Annotated in this window: 17 protein-coding genes; 6 read left to right on the top strand and 11 right to left on the bottom strand. The window is 70.0% G+C overall.

The window, feature by feature from the left end; all coding sequences use genetic code 11:
- Positions 1–8: 8 nt before the first annotated feature.
- On the bottom strand, positions 9–461 hold the full coding sequence (locus GM656_RS10535; protein ID WP_162413617.1) for a universal stress protein: 453 nt from the start codon (positions 459–461) through the stop codon (positions 9–11).
- Positions 462–585: 124 nt separating this feature from the next.
- On the opposite strand from GM656_RS10535, the gene GM656_RS10530 reads away from it, so the two are divergent.
- From GM656_RS10530 to GM656_RS10520, 3 genes are all read left to right on the top strand, one after another.
- The gene (locus tag GM656_RS10530) at positions 586–858 is read left to right on the top strand and encodes a hypothetical protein (RefSeq protein ID WP_162413616.1); all 273 of its coding nucleotides are present in this window, start codon (positions 586–588) and stop codon (positions 856–858) included.
- A gap of 88 nt (positions 859–946) precedes the next feature.
- Entirely contained in the window at positions 947–1,822 is an 876-nt protein-coding gene (locus GM656_RS10525) for an MBL fold metallo-hydrolase (protein WP_162413615.1), read from the top strand.
- A gap of 132 nt (positions 1,823–1,954) precedes the next feature.
- A complete protein-coding gene (locus GM656_RS10520; protein ID WP_162413614.1) occupies positions 1,955–2,275 on the top strand; it encodes a hypothetical protein in 321 nt (106 codons plus the stop codon).
- Here GM656_RS10520 and GM656_RS10515 read toward each other — a convergent pair.
- On the bottom strand, positions 2,269–2,547 hold the full coding sequence (locus GM656_RS10515; RefSeq protein ID WP_162413613.1) for a HalOD1 output domain-containing protein: 279 nt from the start codon (positions 2,545–2,547) through the stop codon (positions 2,269–2,271). The two genes, GM656_RS10520 and GM656_RS10515, sit on opposite strands and share 7 nt — an antisense overlap.
- 73 nt (positions 2,548–2,620) lie before the next feature.
- Positions 2,621–3,571: a DUF5787 family protein gene (locus GM656_RS10510; RefSeq protein WP_162413612.1), complete on the bottom strand. Its 951-nt coding sequence runs from the start codon at positions 3,569–3,571 to the stop codon at positions 2,621–2,623.
- A gap of 185 nt (positions 3,572–3,756) precedes the next feature.
- Between GM656_RS10510 and GM656_RS10505 the strand changes: the two genes are divergently transcribed.
- Positions 3,757–7,455 (top strand): glycoside hydrolase family 97 catalytic domain-containing protein, encoded by a 3,699-nt coding sequence (locus GM656_RS10505; protein WP_162413611.1) that lies wholly within the window; start codon positions 3,757–3,759, stop codon positions 7,453–7,455.
- Here the strand turns inward: GM656_RS10505 and hisA are convergent.
- Positions 7,452–8,186, bottom strand: a complete 735-nt coding sequence (gene hisA / locus GM656_RS10500) for a 1-(5-phosphoribosyl)-5-[(5-phosphoribosylamino)methylideneamino]imidazole-4-carboxamide isomerase (RefSeq protein WP_162413610.1) — start codon at positions 8,184–8,186, stop codon at positions 7,452–7,454. The two genes, GM656_RS10505 and hisA, sit on opposite strands and share 4 nt — an antisense overlap.
- Before the next feature lie 188 nt (positions 8,187–8,374).
- Here hisA and GM656_RS10495 point away from each other — a divergent pair, with 188 nt between their 5' ends.
- Together GM656_RS10495 and GM656_RS10490 are read left to right on the top strand one after the other, a co-directional pair.
- Complete coding sequence (locus GM656_RS10495; protein ID WP_162413609.1) at positions 8,375–8,881, top strand: hypothetical protein; 507 nt, start codon at positions 8,375–8,377, stop codon at positions 8,879–8,881.
- A gap of 103 nt (positions 8,882–8,984) precedes the next feature.
- Positions 8,985–9,188 (top strand): hypothetical protein, encoded by a 204-nt coding sequence (locus GM656_RS10490; protein ID WP_162413608.1) that lies wholly within the window; start codon positions 8,985–8,987, stop codon positions 9,186–9,188.
- A gap of 24 nt (positions 9,189–9,212) precedes the next feature.
- On the opposite strand, the gene GM656_RS10485 is transcribed toward GM656_RS10490, so the two are convergent.
- The 7 genes from GM656_RS10485 to mutS all read right to left on the bottom strand — a co-directional run bounded on the left by GM656_RS10485 (position 9,213) and on the right by mutS (position 18,659).
- Positions 9,213–9,524 carry a DUF7521 family protein gene (locus tag GM656_RS10485; protein WP_162413607.1) on the bottom strand — a complete coding sequence of 104 codons (312 nt, stop codon included), beginning with the start codon at positions 9,522–9,524 and terminating at the stop codon, positions 9,213–9,215.
- A gap of 1 nt (position 9,525) precedes the next feature.
- Positions 9,526–9,897 carry an ArsR/SmtB family transcription factor gene (locus GM656_RS10480; RefSeq protein WP_162413606.1) on the bottom strand — a complete coding sequence of 124 codons (372 nt, stop codon included), beginning with the start codon at positions 9,895–9,897 and terminating at the stop codon, positions 9,526–9,528.
- A gap of 408 nt (positions 9,898–10,305) precedes the next feature.
- Positions 10,306–11,493 (bottom strand): LolA family protein, encoded by a 1,188-nt coding sequence (locus GM656_RS10475; RefSeq protein ID WP_162413605.1) that lies wholly within the window; start codon positions 11,491–11,493, stop codon positions 10,306–10,308.
- A 92-nt stretch (positions 11,494–11,585) separates the two neighbouring features.
- On the bottom strand, positions 11,586–12,401 hold the full coding sequence (locus GM656_RS10470; RefSeq protein WP_162413604.1) for an ABC transporter permease: 816 nt from the start codon (positions 12,399–12,401) through the stop codon (positions 11,586–11,588).
- Positions 12,398–13,411 carry an ABC transporter ATP-binding protein gene (locus tag GM656_RS10465; protein WP_162413603.1) on the bottom strand — a complete coding sequence of 338 codons (1,014 nt, stop codon included), beginning with the start codon at positions 13,409–13,411 and terminating at the stop codon, positions 12,398–12,400. The genes GM656_RS10470 and GM656_RS10465 overlap by 4 nt, the downstream gene beginning before the upstream one ends.
- A gap of 157 nt (positions 13,412–13,568) precedes the next feature.
- Entirely contained in the window at positions 13,569–15,875 is a 2,307-nt protein-coding gene (locus tag GM656_RS10460; RefSeq protein ID WP_241692748.1) for a PAS domain S-box protein, read from the bottom strand.
- Positions 15,876–15,950: 75 nt separating this feature from the next.
- On the bottom strand, positions 15,951–18,659 hold the full coding sequence (gene mutS / locus GM656_RS10455; RefSeq protein ID WP_162413602.1) for a DNA mismatch repair protein MutS: 2,709 nt from the start codon (positions 18,657–18,659) through the stop codon (positions 15,951–15,953).
- Positions 18,660–18,687 lie beyond the last annotated feature (28 nt).

Below are 18,687 nucleotides of genomic sequence, written 5' to 3'. Positions count from 1 at the left end.
TCGGCGCGCTACTGCGCCGCCGACTCGGGCAATCGGCGGACGATCACCACGTCGTAGGCCACGTCCGCACTGACGCGCTCGCCGACGCTACTGAGCCGTCTCGTGAGTCGTCCGGCGGAGTCCGATCCGATGAACACCATCGTCGCGCCCTCCTGTCTGGCGAACTTCCGAATCGGCCTGGCGATCGTGTTGCCAGAGACTTCTCGTGTGCACGTCTCGTGATGGAACGATGCCAGGGGCGCGACCTCGTGGACCTGTTCGGCGAGCGTGTCGACGACCGCGTCGAGATCGAACGGCTCGCCGGGACCGAGCCAGCCCCTCTCCCGAGCGTACCGGGCGTTATTTCGGGGTACGACCGTCACGGCCTGCACAGTCTCGTCGACGGCGGGGGCGAACTCGCGAGCGCGGACGAGCGCGGCCTCGGCGTACGCCGAGCCATCGAAGGGGACGACGAACGTCATACCCGAGAGAGGCGACGATAATATTTAAGCTGTGAGTCATCGACACCGTTGGATCGCCGGACGGCGGCCGCATCCTGTCGGACAGAGTGAGAGTTTATGGGAGTCGGTGACATCTAGCAGTGCGATGGGAGACGACGTGTTCACCGAACCAGACGAACCGGCCGACGAGTGGGTCGACGTGCGGATGACCGACCCCGACGAGGGAGAGTGGGACATCGACGTGGTCGTCGCCGACGGCAGGGTGGAGTTCGTGGATCTGCGGGTTCGGCCCGCGCTCCTCGAAGGGTTCATCGAGTGTCTCGTCGACGACGTGGCCGACGAGCGGGCGAGGGCCATCCTCGCCGAGACGGCAAGCAGGAAGGGACTCGACCTCGACGACCTGACGGCCGAGGAGTGAGATCGATCGCTGGCAACACCGGTCCGTCTGAGAACGGGGCCGTCCCGAAGCGAGGGGCTTAGGCCCGTCCCGCGCTGACCCCCACGCGATGGAGGTCACGCTGCTCGGGACCGGCGACACGACGGGGACGCCGACGGTCGGGTGCGACTGCGACACCTGCGAACGCGCGCGCGACCCCGACGCGGAACTGCGAGAGCGGGCCCGCGAGCGCGGCCTCGACCCGTCCGGCGGGGTCGAGCGCTCGCGCTTCTCGGTCTACGTGCGAAACGACGAGACGGGCGAGTCGCTGCTGGTGGACGCGAGCCCGGACTTCCGCCACCAGTTCCTCCGCGAATCGGTCCCGCTGCCGGACGCGGCCGTGATCAGCCACGTCCACTTCGACCACCTCGACGGCCTCGGGAACGCCTATCGCCTGTTCGACCACCTGCCGGTCCACGCCGCCGACGAGACGGACCCGGTGACCGACGAGAGCGTCGCCGAGACGGTCCGCCGGCGCTACGACTACCTCGACACGGTGTCGGTCAGCGCCGAGACGCCCTTCGAGCCGTTCTCGGCCGCCGGCTTCGAGGTGACGCTCGTCCCGGTGACCCACCCGCCGCTGCTGTGTTACGGCCTCCGGATCGAGGAGCCACAGACCGGCGCGGTGCTGTTGCTGTCCGGGGACACGTGCTACGACGTGCCCGAGCGCTCGAAAGCGGCGCTTTCCGACGCGGACCTCGCGCTGGTCGAGGGCATCGTCCACCCGGAGGCCTGCGAGTTCCACCCGAAGGGCGGGGCCGACCACGCCGCCGACGGCGTTCCGCGGACCTTCGGGACCAAGCACATGACGCTGCGGGGCGCGCGGGACTTCGCCGGCGACATCGAGGCCGCCGAGTACCGCATCGTCCACACCGCCCACTACGTCCCGGCGGACCTGGCGTTCGCCGACGACATCGCCCTCGACGGCGAGCGGTTCACGCTCTGAGACCGACTGTCGTCCACCGGTTTCCGACCGCAGATCGTCCTCGTCATCGAGAACTGAGACTCGTCTGAGCCGGCGATTCGGGAGCGTGAAACGGTCCATAGCTTATAGGCGGAGAACGCCGTAGACGGGGGCATGGACAGGCGCGGACTCGCCGAGGTGGGGGGCGCGGCGCTCGGGAGCGGCGGCCTCGCGGCCGTCGGGCTCCTGGTCGTCGTCGGGCGACTCGACTGGGTCCTCATCGTAGGCCTCGCGGCCGGCGTCGCCATCGCCGCCGCGGCGAACTACCGGGCGCGGACGAAACACGCCGCGAAGGTGGCCGACGAAGCGCCCGCGGTGACCGAAGACAACTACGAGCGACACGGCCGGGTGACGGCCGGCGACGGCGGCGTCCCGGCCGACGATTGCTCACAGACGGACGACGAGACGTCGGACGGTCGCCGAGGCGGTCACTGATACCCGGGCTCGGCGGACGGCGCGGTGTCGGGCACGACCGATATCTGCCCGTCGGCGTCGACAGTGACGAACGAGTCGCTGAACGTGAACGAGACGCAGCCGCGCTGGGCCGACTCGTTCCCGCGGGCCGATGCGAACAGGGCGTCGAGGGCGTCGGCATCGACGGTTTCGTGTAACGGGGCGAGCGCGATCGGGTCGCGCTGTTCGAACGTACTCACCGCCCGCACGACCGCCGCGCTCACGGGTTCTTCCGGCTCGATATCGTATTCCATTAGCTACTCACAGCGGCTTCTCCGGCATAAGGACCCGGATCCGAGTGAATACGTACCGGCCCACACGCACCGCTCAGCCGAACCGGTCGAGCCCCGACTGACGACGCCGGCGGCCGTCGGGGTCCGGCACCCACGGCGTCCGGTCGGCCCGGAGCGCGTCGCCGTCGACCGTCGGCGGCGACGCCGCTTCGTAGCCGTCGCAGTCCGACCCGCACTCCTTGCTCGCGAGCACGTCCCGGCCCTTCCAGGCGCACCGGGGCCGCCCGTCGCCGTCGGGGTCACAGCTCGCACAGGCCGGGTAGTCGAAGCTCCGCCACCCCTTCGCGTAGGCTCGCTCGGCCAGCGCGCGCCGCGCCCGCGCCTTCTCCGCCGCCGAGACGACCCGCACGTCCGTCCGAGATGGGCGCTCGTCCAGTAGTTCGACGCCGGGCTCGTCGGTCGGCAGCGGCGTCGGCTCGCGGACGACCTCGCGCGTCTCCGACTCGGGGTCGAATCGCCAGACGCCGACCGCGTCGGGGATGCGATTGAGGTGCGCACCGGTGACGTAGGAGGCCGTCGCCAGCACCACGCGGTCCGCGAGCGCGAGCGACACGTCGGTCCGCAGCTGCGCTTCGAGGTCGCCGGGCCGCCCGAGGTCCGGCTTGTTCTCGACGGCGAGCAGGCCGCCGATCCAGTCGGGGTAGCGCGTCGTCTGTCGGACGTACGTCCGGCCGCCGCGGCGCTCGCGCTCGAAGAAGCCCCGTTCGACGGCCAGTTCGACGGCCCGCTCGGCCCGGTCCGGGTGGCAGTCGAAGGCGTCCTTCCAGTAGCGCGCCCGACCGGGGCCCACGTCGCTCTCGACGGCCGCCGTCGGGATGCGGTCGGCGGTGATGGCCGCCCGCTCGTCGAACTCGGGGCCGGGCTCGACGACCACCGTGTCGAGGACCCGCCGCCCGTGGACGTGCCCGCCGAGCTGGCGGCTCACCAGCCGTCCCTCGCGTTCGAGGTGGGCACACAGCGCCAGTTCGAAGTCGAACTCCCGCACGCCCCGAGACAGGGCCGGGACGGGCAAAAGCGACGCGGCTGTGCCGGGAGCCGGCCGCGGACGACCAGCCTCTCGCATCCGCGACCGTCGGCGGCGGCGCTCGCGAAAATCATCACGACCGATGATTGAGAAATAATGTAGATTCGAGTGAACTTTTATTACGAGCGCGTGCCAGGCCAGAACTGATGTTTGAAGAAGAAAATCAACCCAATTCGAAGCAGAGCCGGCGGCAGTTCCTCGGCGGGGTCGGCTCGCTCCTCGCCGCGTCCGCGTTCTCCGCGTCGGTCCCGGAGCAGACGGCGGCACAAGTCACCGAGGGCGACGACTCCCCGACCAGAACGGTGACATCGCCGGACGGGAACGTCGCGCTCACGGTCGACGTGTCCGACGGCACGGCGACGTATCGACTCGCCCACGAGGGGGCCACGGTCGTCGAGGACTCGGCGCTCGGCTTCGAGTTCCGCAACCAGGAGGCGTTCCGGGACGGCCTGACGGTCACCGGGAGCGAGCGCTCCGAGACGGACGCCTCGTGGACGCCGGTGTGGGACCGGTACGACGAGATCCCCGAGCGCTACACCGAACTCAGGCTTGGGGTCGAAGAGACCGCGGAGCCGGGCCGCTTCGGCACGTTCGTCTTCCGCGTGTTCGACGACGGCGTCGGCTTCCGGTTCGTCTTCGGGGACCCGTTCGGCGAGCAGTTCGTCGTCACGTCCGAGCGGACCGAGTACCGCTTCGCGGGCGACTACGACTCGTGGTGGATTCCCAACGACTACAACAACTTCGAGGTCGAGTACGAGGCGACCGCGCTGAGCGAGGTCGCCGCCGAACTCGACGACACGCCCTTCGACGGTGTCCACACGCCGATGACGATGCGAACCGACGACGACCGTTACCTCGCGGTCCACGAGGCCGACCTGACGGACTACGCCTCGCTCGCGCTCGCGCCGTCGGAGGCCGGCGACGCCGCTTTCGAGTCGACGCTCGCACCCCTGCCAGACGGGACGAAGGTCTCGGCGTCGGCCCCGCACGTCACGCCCTGGCGGACGGTCCAGGTCGGCACCAGCCCCGGCGACCTCGTCGAGTCGAGCCTCGTCGTCACCCTCAACGAGGACCACGACGAGGATGTGTTCACGCAGGGCGTCGACTGGATCGAGCCCCAGAAGTTCGTCGGCGTCTGGTGGCTGATGATCACCGGCCGGGCGGACTGGGAGTACACGGGGCCGAACTCGGGCAACCACGGGGCACAGACCGGCCGCGCCACGCAGTACATCGACTTCGCCAGCGAGCACGACATCCCCGGCGTCCTCGTCGAGGGCTGGAACGAGGGGTGGGCGAGCTATCCCGGCGACGGCAGCGCCTTCGACTTCGATCAGCCCTACCCGGACTTCGACCTGCAGGCGGTGACCGACTACGGTCCCAGCCTCGACCCGCCGACCCAGCTGACGATGCACAACGAGACGGCCGGCGACTTCGAGAACTACGCGTCCCAGCTCGACGAGGCCTACCCGCTGTACGACGACCTCGGTGTCAGGACGATCAAGACCGGCTACGTCTCCGATAGCGGGGACCTCGCCGGCGAAGGCCACAACCATCACAATCAGGTTCTCGTGAACCACCACACGCTCGTCGCCGAGACCGCGGCCGCCAACCGCCAGATGCTCGACGTACACGAGCCGATCCACCCGACCGGCCGCCGTCGGCAGTACCCGAACCTCATGACCCGCGAGGGCGTCAAGGGCCAGGAGTACGACGCCTTCGGCGACGTGAGCCCGTCCCATCACGTCACCATCCCGTTCACGCGGATGCTGGCCGGCCCCATGGAGTACACGCCGGGCATCTTCGATATGGACTCGGGCTCGGGCGGCATCGAGACGACCCGCGCGAAGCAGTTGGCGATGTACCCGACGTACTTCAGCGGCCTCCAGATGGTCGCCGACCTGCCCAGTTCCTACCTGGCCGACCAGCCGTCGACGGCCGAGGTCGGGGCGGTCGCACAGGCCGAGTGGGGCGATATCGACGGTTTCTCGACGGCGTCTCGCTGGCCCAACGCGCAGGGCGAGCGCTACGTCGCCGTCGACCCCAACGGCGCGTCCCCGGGCGCGAGCGTCGCCTGGACCGTCGAGGGCGCGAGCGAGGGCGAGTACGACCTCCACCTGCGCTACGCCAGCGACGCCGAGAACAACGCCGTCCCGGCGGACACCGACCGCACGGCGACGGTCCTGGTCAACGGCAGCGAGGCCGCGCAGGTCACGTTCCCGCCGACCGAGTACTGGAACGACTGGGACGCCGTCTCGACCACCGTCTCGCTGTCCGGCGGCGACGACGAGATCGCCGTCGCGTTCACCGGCGACGACACCGGTGGCGTCAACCTCGATTCAGTCGCCGTCACCGAACCCGGCGCGTCGATGCCGGAACCGGAGACCGCGCCCATCCGCGGCGAGACGGTCGACGCCTTCCAGTTCGTCGAGGACGTGCCGGCCGCCGGCTGGGACGACACCCGCGTCGTCGACGCGGCCATCGGTGACTACGTGGTGACCGCACGCAAGAAGGACGAGGAGTGGTTCCTCGGCGCGATGACCGACGAGGGCGGCCGCGCCGTCGACGTGCCGCTCGACTTCCTCTCGCCGGCGTCCAAGAGTGACGGGCGAGGGCGCGGCAACGGGAGCGGACGCGGGAACGGGAACAGCAACGGTAACGGGCCGAGGGGCCCGAAGTACGTCGCCGAGATCTACACCGACGGCGTCGAGGCCGGCTACGACGAGAACCTGACCGACGTTCGCGTCACGGAGGCCGTCGTCGACCCCGGGACGACGCTGCTCGCGTCGATGGTCGGCAGCGGCGGGACCGCGGTCCGCCTCCGGCCGGCGCGGGGCCAGGAGATCACCGACCTGCCCGAGTACGAGCGTCCGGAACAGGACTTCGAGGTCAGCGTCGCCGACGAGGCGTTCGTTCAGGAACCGTTCATCGAGGCGACAGGCGACAACGACGGCGCGTTCGTCGGGGGGACGACCACCGAACTGTTCGTCGACGGCGAGTTCGTCCGCACCGAGAACGTCCGCATCCCGCCGGAGGCGAGCGGCTACACGGACACCGTCGGCTACGCCATCGACGAGGCCGGCGAGTACGAGGTGACGGTCGCGCTGCCGGACGGCACGACGCTCGCGAGCGAGACCGTGACGATCAAACCGCCCGCGACGGTGGCCGACCTCGCGGACCCCTCGGGCGACGACCACGGCCCCGGGGGCTACACCTACCCGACAGCCGACGCCTTCCAGTCCGGCGCGTTCGACCTGCGTTCGGTGACGGTCGAGCAGACGCCGAGCCTCGCTCGCTTCACCGTCGAGGTGGAGACGCTCTACAACGCCTTCGGCAGCAGCCGCGGCTTCTCGCCGCAGTGGTTCGTCCTCTGGCTCCGCGACCCGAGCGCCGACGGCGGCGCGACCAGCAGCCTCGACGACCTCGGCGCGAACGTGGACTTCGAAGCGCCCTGGCAGTACCGCCTGGAGATCAGCGGCTACTCGAAGAGCGCCGTCGACGCCAGCGGGGCCCCGCTCACCGACGGCGAAGGGAACGGCGTCTCGGTCGGCGAAGCGGTCGACACAGACGCCGGGACGGTCACGCTGAGCGTCGACCGCGCGGCCTTCGACGGCGTCGACGCCGCAGACCTCGAAGTCGTCGCGATGGTCCAATCCGAGGACCGCGGCTCGCTGCGCCCCGTCGCGGAGACGGCCGAGGAGTACGTCTTCGGCGGCGCGAAATCCGGTGCGGTCGAGAACGCGCCCCGCGTCATGGACCTGGTGACGCCCGACGGCGTGAGCCAGGCCGACGCGCTCGCCTACGGGGCCAACGCGCGGGCGACGCTCCCGTTCGTCTCGCTCGACTAGGACTCGGCCACGGCGTCCATCGCCGCTTCGAGGGTGAACTCGCCCTCGTAGAGCGCGCTGCCGACGACGACGGCGGCCGCGCCGGCCCGCTCCAGCGCCAGCACGTCGTCGATGGTCGCGACGCCGCCGCTGGCGACGACCGGGATGTCGACGGCCTCGACCAGCCGTCGGACCGGATCGGTCCGCACGCCGTCGAGTCGCCCCTCCACGTCCACGTCGGTAAAGAGGATGCCGCCGGCACCCAGGTCCGCGTACCGCTCGGCCGCCTCGGCCGGGTCCAGCCCCGTGCCCTCGGTCCAGCCCGAGACGACGACCTCGCCGCCCTTCGCGTCGAGGCTCACCAGCACGCTCTCGGGGTGGGGCTCGCTGATCTCGGCGACGATGTCGGGGTTCTCGACGGCCGCGGTCCCGAGGATGACGCGGTCGAGCCCCCGATCCAGCAGGGAGATCGCGTCCTCGGCAGTGCGGATGCCCCCGCCCAACTGCACCGCGGCGTCGTCGCCCACGGCGTCGAGGACGGCGTCGATGGCCGCGGCGTTCCGCCGCTCGCCCTCGAACGCGCCGTCGAGGTCCACGAGGTGCAGCGTCCGCGCGCCGGCGTCGACCCAGCGCCGCGCCGCCTCGACCGGGTCGCCGTAGGTCTTCTCCGTGCCGCGCTCGCCGCCGACGAGCTGGACCACCTGTCCGTCCTGCATGTCGACCGCGGGGACGACCTCGAACTCGGGGAACATGGGCGTGGCTCGGTCGGCGGCGGTCGAAAGCGTGTCGGTCGCGAGGGACCGAAGGACCCTCGACTCGATGAGCGGGCCCTCGGCCCACGAACCGGAGCGAGGGTGGTCTGGCTGTTCACGTCTAACTGGGTGTCCGGAACACGCCGAACCGGCCCAACAGTTAGGCCGCTGCCGACGGAACTAGACCTATGAGCCTCGATCAGGTGTTCGGGCGGATTCCGGACCCGGGGTCGTACTCCTTCCCGGAGTACTCGCTGCCGCAGGGCGACCCGGTCCGACCCATCGCGGTGACGGCCGAGGAGCTGTCGACGCTGCTCGACCTGTACGAGTCCGTCGCCGCCGTCGACCCGACCGGGATGGACGCGAACCCGTTCCTCCGAGCGACCAGCGACTTCTTCCAGCAGACGTTCGGGACGCCGCTGACGCGGCCGGACGAACGGCTCAGCGACGACATCGCGAGCATGCTCAACGACTTCTCGGACGACCTCGGCGGGAAGCGCCTCGGCGTCGTCGACGCGACGCCGGCCCACCACCGGACGCTGTACTTCTTCCTGACGACCTGCAAGGCGTATCACCTGGCCCCGCACCTGCAGTTCAGCCCCGACCCCGCCGCCGTCGAGACGCTGTACGATGTCTACGAGCGCGTCACCGAACAGGAGTTCTACCTCAAACGTCCCAAGAGCGTCCTCGAATGACGGTGCGGCCGCGACGGTCGAGAACAGCGGCGTCGCCCGTCGAAGGGGCCGACGGCGGCCGCCAACCCGAGTTTATTTGAGCGGGTGGGCGCAACCGTCGCCAATGACCGACAGCGAGGGACCGGAGATTCCGGTCGTCTGCGAGGGGTGTGGCACGCGAACGGCGGTCCCGTTCGACGAGGTCGAGGACGCGGTCGCCCGGCACAACGAGCAGCTCCACGACGGCGACCCGGTGGCGGAAGTCGATCCGGACGTGCTGGAGGAACTCGCGGACCGGTTCGCGCGGGACAGCGGGTTGCTGGAGTGAGGTGAGTGAGACGCGGGCGGCGGCTTACTCCCGAGTGTGGAGCGAGTAGGCGATGAACAGCACGCCGACGAACTGGAAGGCGCGAGTGACGAGCGTGAGCGGTTGCTGGAAGCGGACGGGGAGGACGCCCTGTCTGAGGAGGAGCGACCCGACGAACGCGACGGCGAAGGCCACCGCGGTGAGACAGAACAGGCCGGCCGAGAGGTACCGCATCGAGCGGCTGTCGTGGCGGCGGTAGCCGCGGTAGGCCTGGTAGCCGACGTACCCGCCCAGGAGGGTGGAGCCGAAGGCCAGGCCGACGATGAGCCACTCGACGAGGGTCGGGATGGCGACCATCTCAGAGGTTCTCCCACATCTTCGTGAATCGGTCGGCCGTGTCCTGTTCGTCCTGCCCGGGGAACGCCGGTGACTCCGTCCGCTCGACGGCGGCGTCGAACGCCCCGTCGTCGAGCGCGAGCGAGAACTCCGAGAGCGTCGCGGCGAAGACGCTGTAGTCGTTGCCGCCAGTCTCGATACGGGTCTGTTCCTCGATGAGGCCGTGCTCCCGGAGCCACTCGACCCGTCGGTACACGGTCGGCTGTGACATCTCACACTGTTCGGAGAGCTGTTTCGCAGACATAGGTTTGACACTCGTTGCTGCGAGGATATCCCGGGCGTACTCGTCGCTGAGCAGATCGAGGAGATCGCCCACGTCCGGGTCCTCACTCACGTCCCGGACCACGAACCGTCGGCGAATAAAAGGTCCTGCCAGTTTCCGGGTCAGAAGTCAGGGCTCGGGAGGGCGCGATGCGACAGCGGAGACCGGTCCAGAGGCGGGCCGAAATCGCCGCCCGGGAACTGTCAGAGGCTTGGAGGGCCCAGGCGGCGATCCACACCCCACCTCGAGGACCGATGTGTGACCCATTTCCCCCAGGGTGGACGGCCCGGATCGCTCCGGGGCATGGTGGTGGACAGACAGCGGCGATGACCGGACAGCATGGCGGTTCGGGATCATCAGGCCCGCTGCATTCACAGGGACGCACGGTTGGATAATATAACGACCAGTCGAACTTCTGACCCAGAAAACAGGCCCCTGATAGCTGTCGGCGCGGCGGTCGCGGCGGTGGAATCCGGCGGTTCAGCCGCTCGCGGAACATCCGACCGACCGACCGATGGCGACGAGCCGGTCCGCGGAGACGCCCTGGCCGCGGATCGTGTACCGGTACTCGCCGCAGTTCCAGGAGAGCGACGACGTGAGACCGCGCGAGAGCGACGCCGTCCGGCCGTCGATCGTCACCTGCTCGTCACCCTTCGGTGCCCGGTACGTGAAGTTGTACTTCGCGACGGTGATTCGACTCGTGCGGTTCACGTAGCTGAGGCCGACCCCGTGGATCCGGCCCCGCGTCTGCGTCGCGTAGGCCAGTTCGAACGACGGTGGGAGGTCGACGTCGGGGACGCGAACGTCGGTGTCGGCTTCGAGCGCGTCGACCGTCCGGTAGGTCCGCGTCTCCGGCGTCTCCGGGGCATTTACCGTCGTATTCGCCGGGAAGTCGGGGACGAACGCGTCGTCGCCCACGCCGGTGTCGTAGCTGACGTTCTCGTACGTCGTCGTCACCACCGTTCGCCGCCCGTCGGCCATCCAGACAGTGCGCTGTTTCAGCGGGAAGAACCGCTCTGCGTCGAGCCACAGCGTCTGTTCGTACGCCGCCGACCCGTTCTCGGGCGCGACGTGGACGACGTAGGTCTCCCGCCCGTCGACCGTCTCCGTCCCGCGGTAGCTGACGCCCATCTCGGTCCCCGACGCGACGGCGGCGGCAGCCGGCTGGCGGCCGCCGTGGGGGACCACCGGCAGCGGTTCGACCGTCCGCGGCCGGCCGTCGGTATCCGTCATGTTCAGCCGCTCGAGCAGGCGTTCGAGGCGCGCGCCCTGGTCGTGTGACCCGCCGCTGAGCGAGATACGCGTCGCGTTCCCACGGTCGCGGTCGTACAGCCACAGGGTCGAACCGTTCGACACCCGCAGGTCGTAGCGCGTCGCCGTACTGGAGACGACTTCGAGGCGCTGCTTCCCCGTGCCCGGCCGGAGCGTCGCGTCGTAGACCGTTCGACTCGAAACGGACCCGTTACGCGTGATGGTCGTCGTCCGGGTCGCCTCGACGCCGTCGATGGCGTCGTACTGCGTCGCGACGTCGGCGTCGACGGTCGGACGCGGGGTCGCCGTCGCGCTCGGGACCGCCACCGACCAGGTCGCGGCGGCGAGCACGCTGACGGCGACGACGGTCGCGAGGGTGAGGACGAGCCGTTCCGTTGTGAGGTGTCGAGAGGCCATGTGTGGGCGGCGACTGCGCTCTGTGCGAGCGTCCGGTCTATCAGGAGTGCCAACGTGTCGCCGGACCGTAAAACCTCCCGGTTCGCTCGCGGTCAGTAGTCGCCGAGGACGCCGAGGCGTCTGGCCCGCCGCGTCGTGTATCGGAACACGACGTAGCCGAGCAGGACGTAACCGACGGCGACGCCGACGAGCAGCGCCAGGTCCGCCGCCGGGAACGCCCAGAGGCGCGTACCGTCGACCATCGCCCGCTGGAGGAGCGCGCTGCCGTGAGCGAGCGGGAGCAAGCGGGTCCACCCGAGGTCGAACACCGGCGCGGAGATGAGGAGGATGAACCCGAACTGGAGGAGGTTCAGCCAGTTCCCGATGCGCTTGTAGAGGACGGCGACGCCGCCGGCGGCGAAGCCGAGCCCGAGCACCGATGCGATGGTCAGCGACGCGACCGCGACCACGGTGACGGCGCTGAGCTGGAGCGTCGTGTCGGTGATGAGCAACATCACTGCGAGGATGATCGTCGACGTGAGGAACGTCCGGACCACTTTCGCGACGCCCTTGAACAGGGCGACGGGCGCGAAGCCGAACGGCGTCATGACGTGGCGTTCGAGCGTGCCCCACTGGGCCTCGCTGGCGATGTCGCTTGAGATGGACTGGTACGCGCCGACCGACAGCGTCCAGAGGAAGTAGCCGACCACGATTCCCTCGATGGAGTCCGTGACCGCGCGCCCGGCCAGCATCCGACCGCCGTAGAACAGGAGCGCGAAGAAGAACACGGAGATGACGATGCCGCCGACGGCGTTTGCCGGGTAGCGGACGAACAGCAGGTACTCGCGGTACAGGACGGCCCGGGCGAGGTCCAGGTAGCCCGCTCGCTCTCCGACCGTCGTTGCGTCGTCCGCGCCGTCGGCGGTCATCGCTCGCGCCCCGTCAGTTCGACGAACACGTCTTCTAGGTCCGGTTCGACGGTGCCGACGGCCTCCAGCGTCACGCCGCGCTCGCGACAGCGGTCGAGCAGGCGATAGAAGCCGTCGCTGTCGGTCGCGACCTCGACCCGCGTCGCGCCGTCGACCGCGGTCGTCTCGACCACGTCGAAGCGCGCCCGGAGGTCGTCGAGCAGGTCGTCGGTGAAGTCCGCACTGGTGACGGAGAACCCCGTCGCGGCGTACCGGCGGAGCAGGGCCGACACGCTGTCGTCGGCGATGACCCGCCCCTCGTTCATCACGATCACGCGGTCGCAGACGTCCTCGATCACGTCCATATCGTGGCTGCTGACGACGGCCGTCAGGTCCCGTTCCTCGACGATGCGGCGCAGTTCCCGCCGGAGCGTCAGCGAGCTCTCCACGTCGAGGCCGAGCGTCGGTTCGTCGAGAAACACCACGTCGGCCTCGCTCGCCAGGACGCTCGCGAGCGACACTTTCTGTTTCATCCCGCGCGAGAGGCTCCGGACCGGCTCGTCCGCCTTCTCCAGCAGGTCGAGTTTCTCGAGCAGGCGTTCGTGGCGGTCGGTCAGCGAGCGCGGCTTGACGCCCTTGATCGTCGCGAAGTACCGGAGGTTCTCCCGGACGGTCAACCGCCAGTAGTCGTTTCGCGCCCCCTCCAGCATGGCGTCGACGTGCCGGTACGCCGTCCGCGGGTTCGCGTGGACGTCGATGCCGCGGACCCGGGCGCTCCCGGCGTCCGGCAGCACCAGTCCCAGGATCGACTTGATCGTCGTGGTCTTGCCCGCGCCGTTGGGGCCGAGCAGGCCGACGACTGACCCGCGGTCGATGGTAAAGGACACGTCGTCGACCGCCGTCACGGCGTCCGCACCGCTTCCGAAGCGCTTCGTCAGCCCCTCGACGGCGAGCGCGGGCGGCGACTCGCTCGCGTCGGTCGACGCCGACGCCCCAGTGGACTCTCGCGGTCGCGTTCGCTGGGGTGGCATAGGTCACTCTGCGTGCCTCGGACGGAAAAGGGCGGCTACGGGCGGACCCATCTCGACGCGGCGGCGAACGCCGATTCGCGCGGACCGCTGTCGTCAGTTCTACGTCGAGGGCCCCACAGTCTGGCTGCCGTCACGGGAACGGGGACAGCAGTCCGTCTCAGGCCGTCCCGACGCCCGTGATCTCGAAGCGCGCGCCGCCGTCCTCGCTCTCGGTGACGGAGACCGTCCAGCCGTGGTCGTCGGCGATGCGGCGGACGATAGCGAGACCGAAGCCGGTGCCGTCGGCGTCGCCGGAGTATCGCGTCTCGAACACCCGGTCGCGCTCGTCGGCCGGGATGCCCGGCCCGTCGTCGGCCACGTAGAAGCCGCCGTCCGCGTCGCCGACGGTCACGGTCACGTCGCCGGCGCGTTCGACGGCATCGTCAGAACGCGTTGCGTTCTGACTGCTCGTGGAGCCATGCTCCACGGCGTCCTCGCGAGTGTGCGAGCGGGGATTCGTCGAACCGTGTTCGACGGTATTTCGAAAGAGGTTCTCGAGGAGTCGCCGGAGCTTCGCCGGGTCGGCGCGGATCCGGCGGTCGGTCGCGACGGCGAGCGTCGCGGCGTCCGTCCCGACGCTCTCCCAGCAGTCGGCGGCCGCGTCTCCGAGCGAGACCGGTTCGACCTCGGTCGCGGACTCGCCCTCCCGCGCGAACGTCAGGAGGTCCTCGATGAGCGACCGCATCCGATCGTGGGCGTCCGCCACGGTTTCCAGGTGCTCGCTGTCGTACTCCTCGCGGGCGAGGTCGAGGTGGCCGGAGGCGAGCGCCAGCGGGTTCCGGAGGTCGTGGCTGACGACGCTGGTGAACTCGTCGAGCCGTTCGTTCTGCCGCGCGAGCCGCTCTTCGCGCGCTTTTCGGTGGGTGATGTCCCGGCCGATGCCGACGACTCCGGAGCGGTCGCCCTCGGGGTCGGTCAGGCGCGCGCCGGTGAACTCGTAGGGGAACCGCTCGCCGTCGGCGGTGCGCAGGTCCGCTTCGACGGTCGTCCGCCCTGTTTCGAGCGCTTCGTCGACCGCCGCGACGACCGCGTCGACCTGGTCGTCCGGAAAGAGGTCGGTGACCGACAGGGCCGCGAGTTCGGCGTCGGCGTATCCCGTGACCGCGGGCACGCGGTCGTTCCACCGACGGATGTCGCCCTCCGGGCCGACGACGTAGAACAGGTCGTCGAGCGTGTCGAGCGCCTGATCGACGAACGCTCGCTCCGCGCGGAGTTCGCGCTCGCGGTCGAGGCGGTCGAGCGCCGTCGTCGCGTGGACCGCGAGCATCCGAGCGAGGGACGCGTCCGTCTCGTCGAACGCGGTCGCCTCGCAGGACCCGACGAGGAGGACGCCGTGGTCGTCGAGCGGGAGGAGGAGCTCGCTTCGCACGTCCGTCTCCGAGTTGAACCGGCCGGGATTCGTCGACACGTCGTCGTGGACCCGCGGCTCGCCCGCCTCGAAGGCCTCCCACGCGAGCCCGTCGCCGGGACCGATCACCGGCGGCGTCCCGACGATGTCTTCGACCCGATCGGTCCAGGCGACCGGCCGCAAGTCGCCGTCGTCACCGTCGGCGAAGTGGACCGCGTTGGCCGGCATGTCGAGGATGTCGCGGGCCGACTCGACCGTGATCCGCGCGATTTCGTCTTCGGTCGTGGCCTGCAGGAACGCCCTGGCGGTGGCGTGGAGTTCCTCGATCGCCTGCTCGCGCCGCCTGCGATCGGACGCGTCCCTGACGGTGCAGACGAGTTCGTCGTGGTCGGTCCTCGCGAGCGTGTGGTCCTCGACGAAGGTGCTCCCGTCGGCGCGAACGCCGATCGTCTCGCCGTGCCAGTACCCGGTCTCGTCGATTTGCGGGATGATCTCGTCCCAGACGCGATCGATGTCCTCGTCGCGATAGAGCACTTCCCAGTGCTCTCCGAGCAGGTCCGCGGGGTCGTAGCCGTAGAGGCCGGCGTAGGCGTCGTTGACGTAGATGAACTCCCCGCTCTCGTCGAGGATGCTGATGCCCTCCCGCGCGGTCTCGATCGCTTCGAGGTGGCGCTCGCGGGCCCGCTCGGCGCGCGCTCGCTCGACGGCGTTGACGACCTTGTTCGCCAGCAGCGCGTACTGGTCGGAGCCGGGGGCCTTCTGGAGGTAGTCGGTGACGCCCGCCGAGATGGCCTCGCTCGCGACCGCCTCGCTCCCCTTTCCAGTGAAGAGGACGAACGGCAGGTCGGGGGAGCGCTCGCGAACGGATTCCAGGAACTCGACGCCGTTGCGACCCGGCATGTCGTAGTCCGAGACCACGCAGTCGAACTCCCCGTCCCTGACTCGTTCGAGCCCGGCGGCGGCGCTCGCCTCCGTCTCGACGGTGATAGAATCACGCTCCCGTTCGAGGAAGGTGGCGGCCACGTCGGTGAAATCCGGGTCGTCGTCGACGTGGAGAACGCGGATCCCGTCGGTCATTACACACGATAACGATGAGCACGGTATAATGGTTTTGGGCGCGAGTATCTCCGGTGAGAACCGCGCCCACGGCCGCTACGCGCCCTCGAGGTCGTCCTGCCAGTTCTGGACTTTCGCCAGGAGTTCGACCGGCGGCGTCTCGTTGACGTCGAGGTCCCGGAGTTCCGACAGCACGGCCTCGGCCTCGGGGTCGAGCCCGCCCGCGTCGTCGGCCGGGGAATCCGCCGGAGCCTGTTCGCGGCTGCCGTCGGTCGCCACCGGCTCGTCTGTCGGCTCCGACCCGCCGCTCGCGAACTGGCCCGAACTGAGGTCGAAGACGGCCTGGGTCGTCCCGCCGCCGTCCCGGTCGCTCCCGCGGACCTCGACGGCCTCCTCTTCGCGCAGCCTGTCGAGCACCTCCCGCGAGCGGTCGACGACGGGGGCCGGAACGCCCGCCAGATCGGCGACGTGGACGCCGTAGGAGCGGTCGGTCGGGCCGTCCCGCACCGTCCGGAGGAAGGTCACGTCGCCGTCCGTCTCGTCGGCCGCGACGTGGACGTTCTCGACGGTGGGCAGTTCGTCGCCCAGCGCCGTCAGCTCGTGGTAGTGGGTCGCAAAGAGCGTCTTCGACCGGACGGTGTTGGCGATGTACTCCGTCGCGGCCCACGCGATGGAGATGCCGTCGAAGGTCGCCGTCCCGCGGCCGACCTCGTCGAGGATGACCAGCGACTCGTCGGTCGCGGAGTGGAGGATGTTCGACAGTTCCTGCATCTCCACCATGAACGTCGAGCGGCCCTGGGCGAGTTCGTCCAGCGCGCCGACGCGGGTGTAGATGCCGTCGACGAGGCCGACCGACGCCGACCGCGCCGGGACGAAGCTCCCGACCTGTGCCAGCAGCGTCACGAGCGCGGCCTGGCGCATATACGTCGACTTCCCGCTCATGTTCGGCCCGGTGACGATGAGAAAGCGCCGGTCCTCGTCCATGTAGAGGTCGTTCGGGACGAACTCGGTCGTCTGCTCGACGACGGGGTGCCGGCCGGCCTCGATGGAGAGGGCCTGCCCGTCGTGGACCTCCGGTCGCGTCCAGTCGTTCTCGACGGCGTGGACCGCGAACGACGACAGCGCGTCCACCTCGGCGAGCGCTCGGCCCACGTCCTGCAGGAGCGTCGCGCGCTCGGCCACGCGCTCGCGAAGCGCCTGGAAGCGCTCGTACTCCATGTCGTGGCGGCGCTCCTCCAGTCGCAGCACCTCCCGCTCCTTCTCGTCGAGGTCGGGGATTGTGTAGCGCTTGGAGTTCTTCAGCGTCTTGACGTGCTCGTAGGACTCGGGGACGGCGTCGGTCTCGCTCTTGCCGACCTGGATGTAGTAGCCGTCTGTCTTGTTGCGGTCGACCGAGAGGTGCGTGATACCGGTGCGCTCCTTCTCGCGCTCCGGAAGCGTGTCCAGCCACTCCAGGGCCGCCTCGTGCTCCTCGATGACGGCGTCCAGGTCGTCGTCGTAGCCCGTCCGGAACAGCCCGCCCTGTGTTACGGTGCCCGGCGGGTCGTCGACGAGCGCGGCGTCGAGGTCCGCCGCGAGGTCGTCGGCCGCCGCGCGGTCGGCCCCGGCCACCGCGTCGGCGAGCGGCGACTCGGCCAGTCGCTCCGTCTCCGTGACCGCGTCGGCCACCTTCCCCAGGACTGAGAGGGTCTCCTGGGCCGCCCGGAGGTCCCGCGCGTCGGCGCTGCCCGACGTGGCCCGCGAGGCCAGCCGTTCGAGGTCGTAGGCGTCCGACAGCGTCTCGCGGATGCGCTCGCGGGCCATCGCCGACTCCGCGAACGCCGCGACGCAGGACTGCCGGCGCGCCAGTTCGCCCCGGTCGCGCCGCGGCCGCTGGAGCCACCGCCGGAGCAGTCGCCCGCCCGCGGCGGTGACGGTGTGGTCGAGGGCGTCGAACAGCGACCCCGAGCGGTCGCCCTGCATCGTCTCCGTGAGTTCGAGGTTGCGCTGGGTCGTCGCGTCGAGGTCGACGTACTCCCGCGCGCCGTAGGTCTGCAACCGGGTGATGGCCGCGAGCGTCCCGACGCCCGTGTCCTCGACGTAGGACAGCACCGCGCCGGCGGCCCGGACCGCGGCGTCCCGTTCGCCGACGCCCACGCTGTCGACCGCCTCGCCGCCGAACTGCTCGCGGACGGCGTGGCTCGCCCGCCCCGGCGCGAACGACTCCGAGTCGTGCAGCGTCAGCGCCGCGTCGGTCCGCTCGCGCAGGCGGTCGAGGAAGTCGTCGTCGTTCCGGAGGTCCGGGCCGGGGAGCACCTCGGCGGGCGCGAAGGTGTACAGCTCCGTCAGCGCCGCGCCCGCGTCGGCGTCGTCCAGTTGCGTCACCTGGAACTGGCCCGTCGTCACGTCCGCGACCGCGAGGCCGTAGGTGTCGCCGTCGCCGCGTCCCCCCTCCCGGACGACCGCCGCGAGGTGCTGGGCGGACGCGTCGCCCGTCTCCAGGTGGGTCCCCGGCGTGACGACGCGCGTGATCTCGCGGGCGTGGCCGTCGGCCGTCTCGTGCTGGTCGGCGACGGCGACGCGGTAGCCCCGCTCCACCAGCGCGGAGACGTACGGCGTCAGGTCGTCGACCGGGACGCCGGCCATCGGGTACGACGAGCCGTGGGAGGACTTCTGGCTCACCGTCAGGTCGAGTTCGTCCGCGACGGTCTCGGCGTCCTCGCCGAAGAACTCGTAGAAGTCGCCGCACTGCATCGTCAGCAGGTCCGCGTCGGTCTCCTCTTTGAGCGAGAGGAACTCCCCGACGATGCCCGTCGCCTCTGTCATACGCGTCCGTGGGGTCGTCCGCGGCGTA

Source organism: Haloarcula salina (assembly GCF_010119195.1).
Lineage (GTDB): Archaea > Halobacteriota > Halobacteria > Halobacteriales > Haloarculaceae > Haloarcula > Haloarcula salina.
The sequence above is the reverse complement of the archived record's forward strand: the minus strand, read 5'-3'. Positions and strand labels throughout refer to the sequence as shown.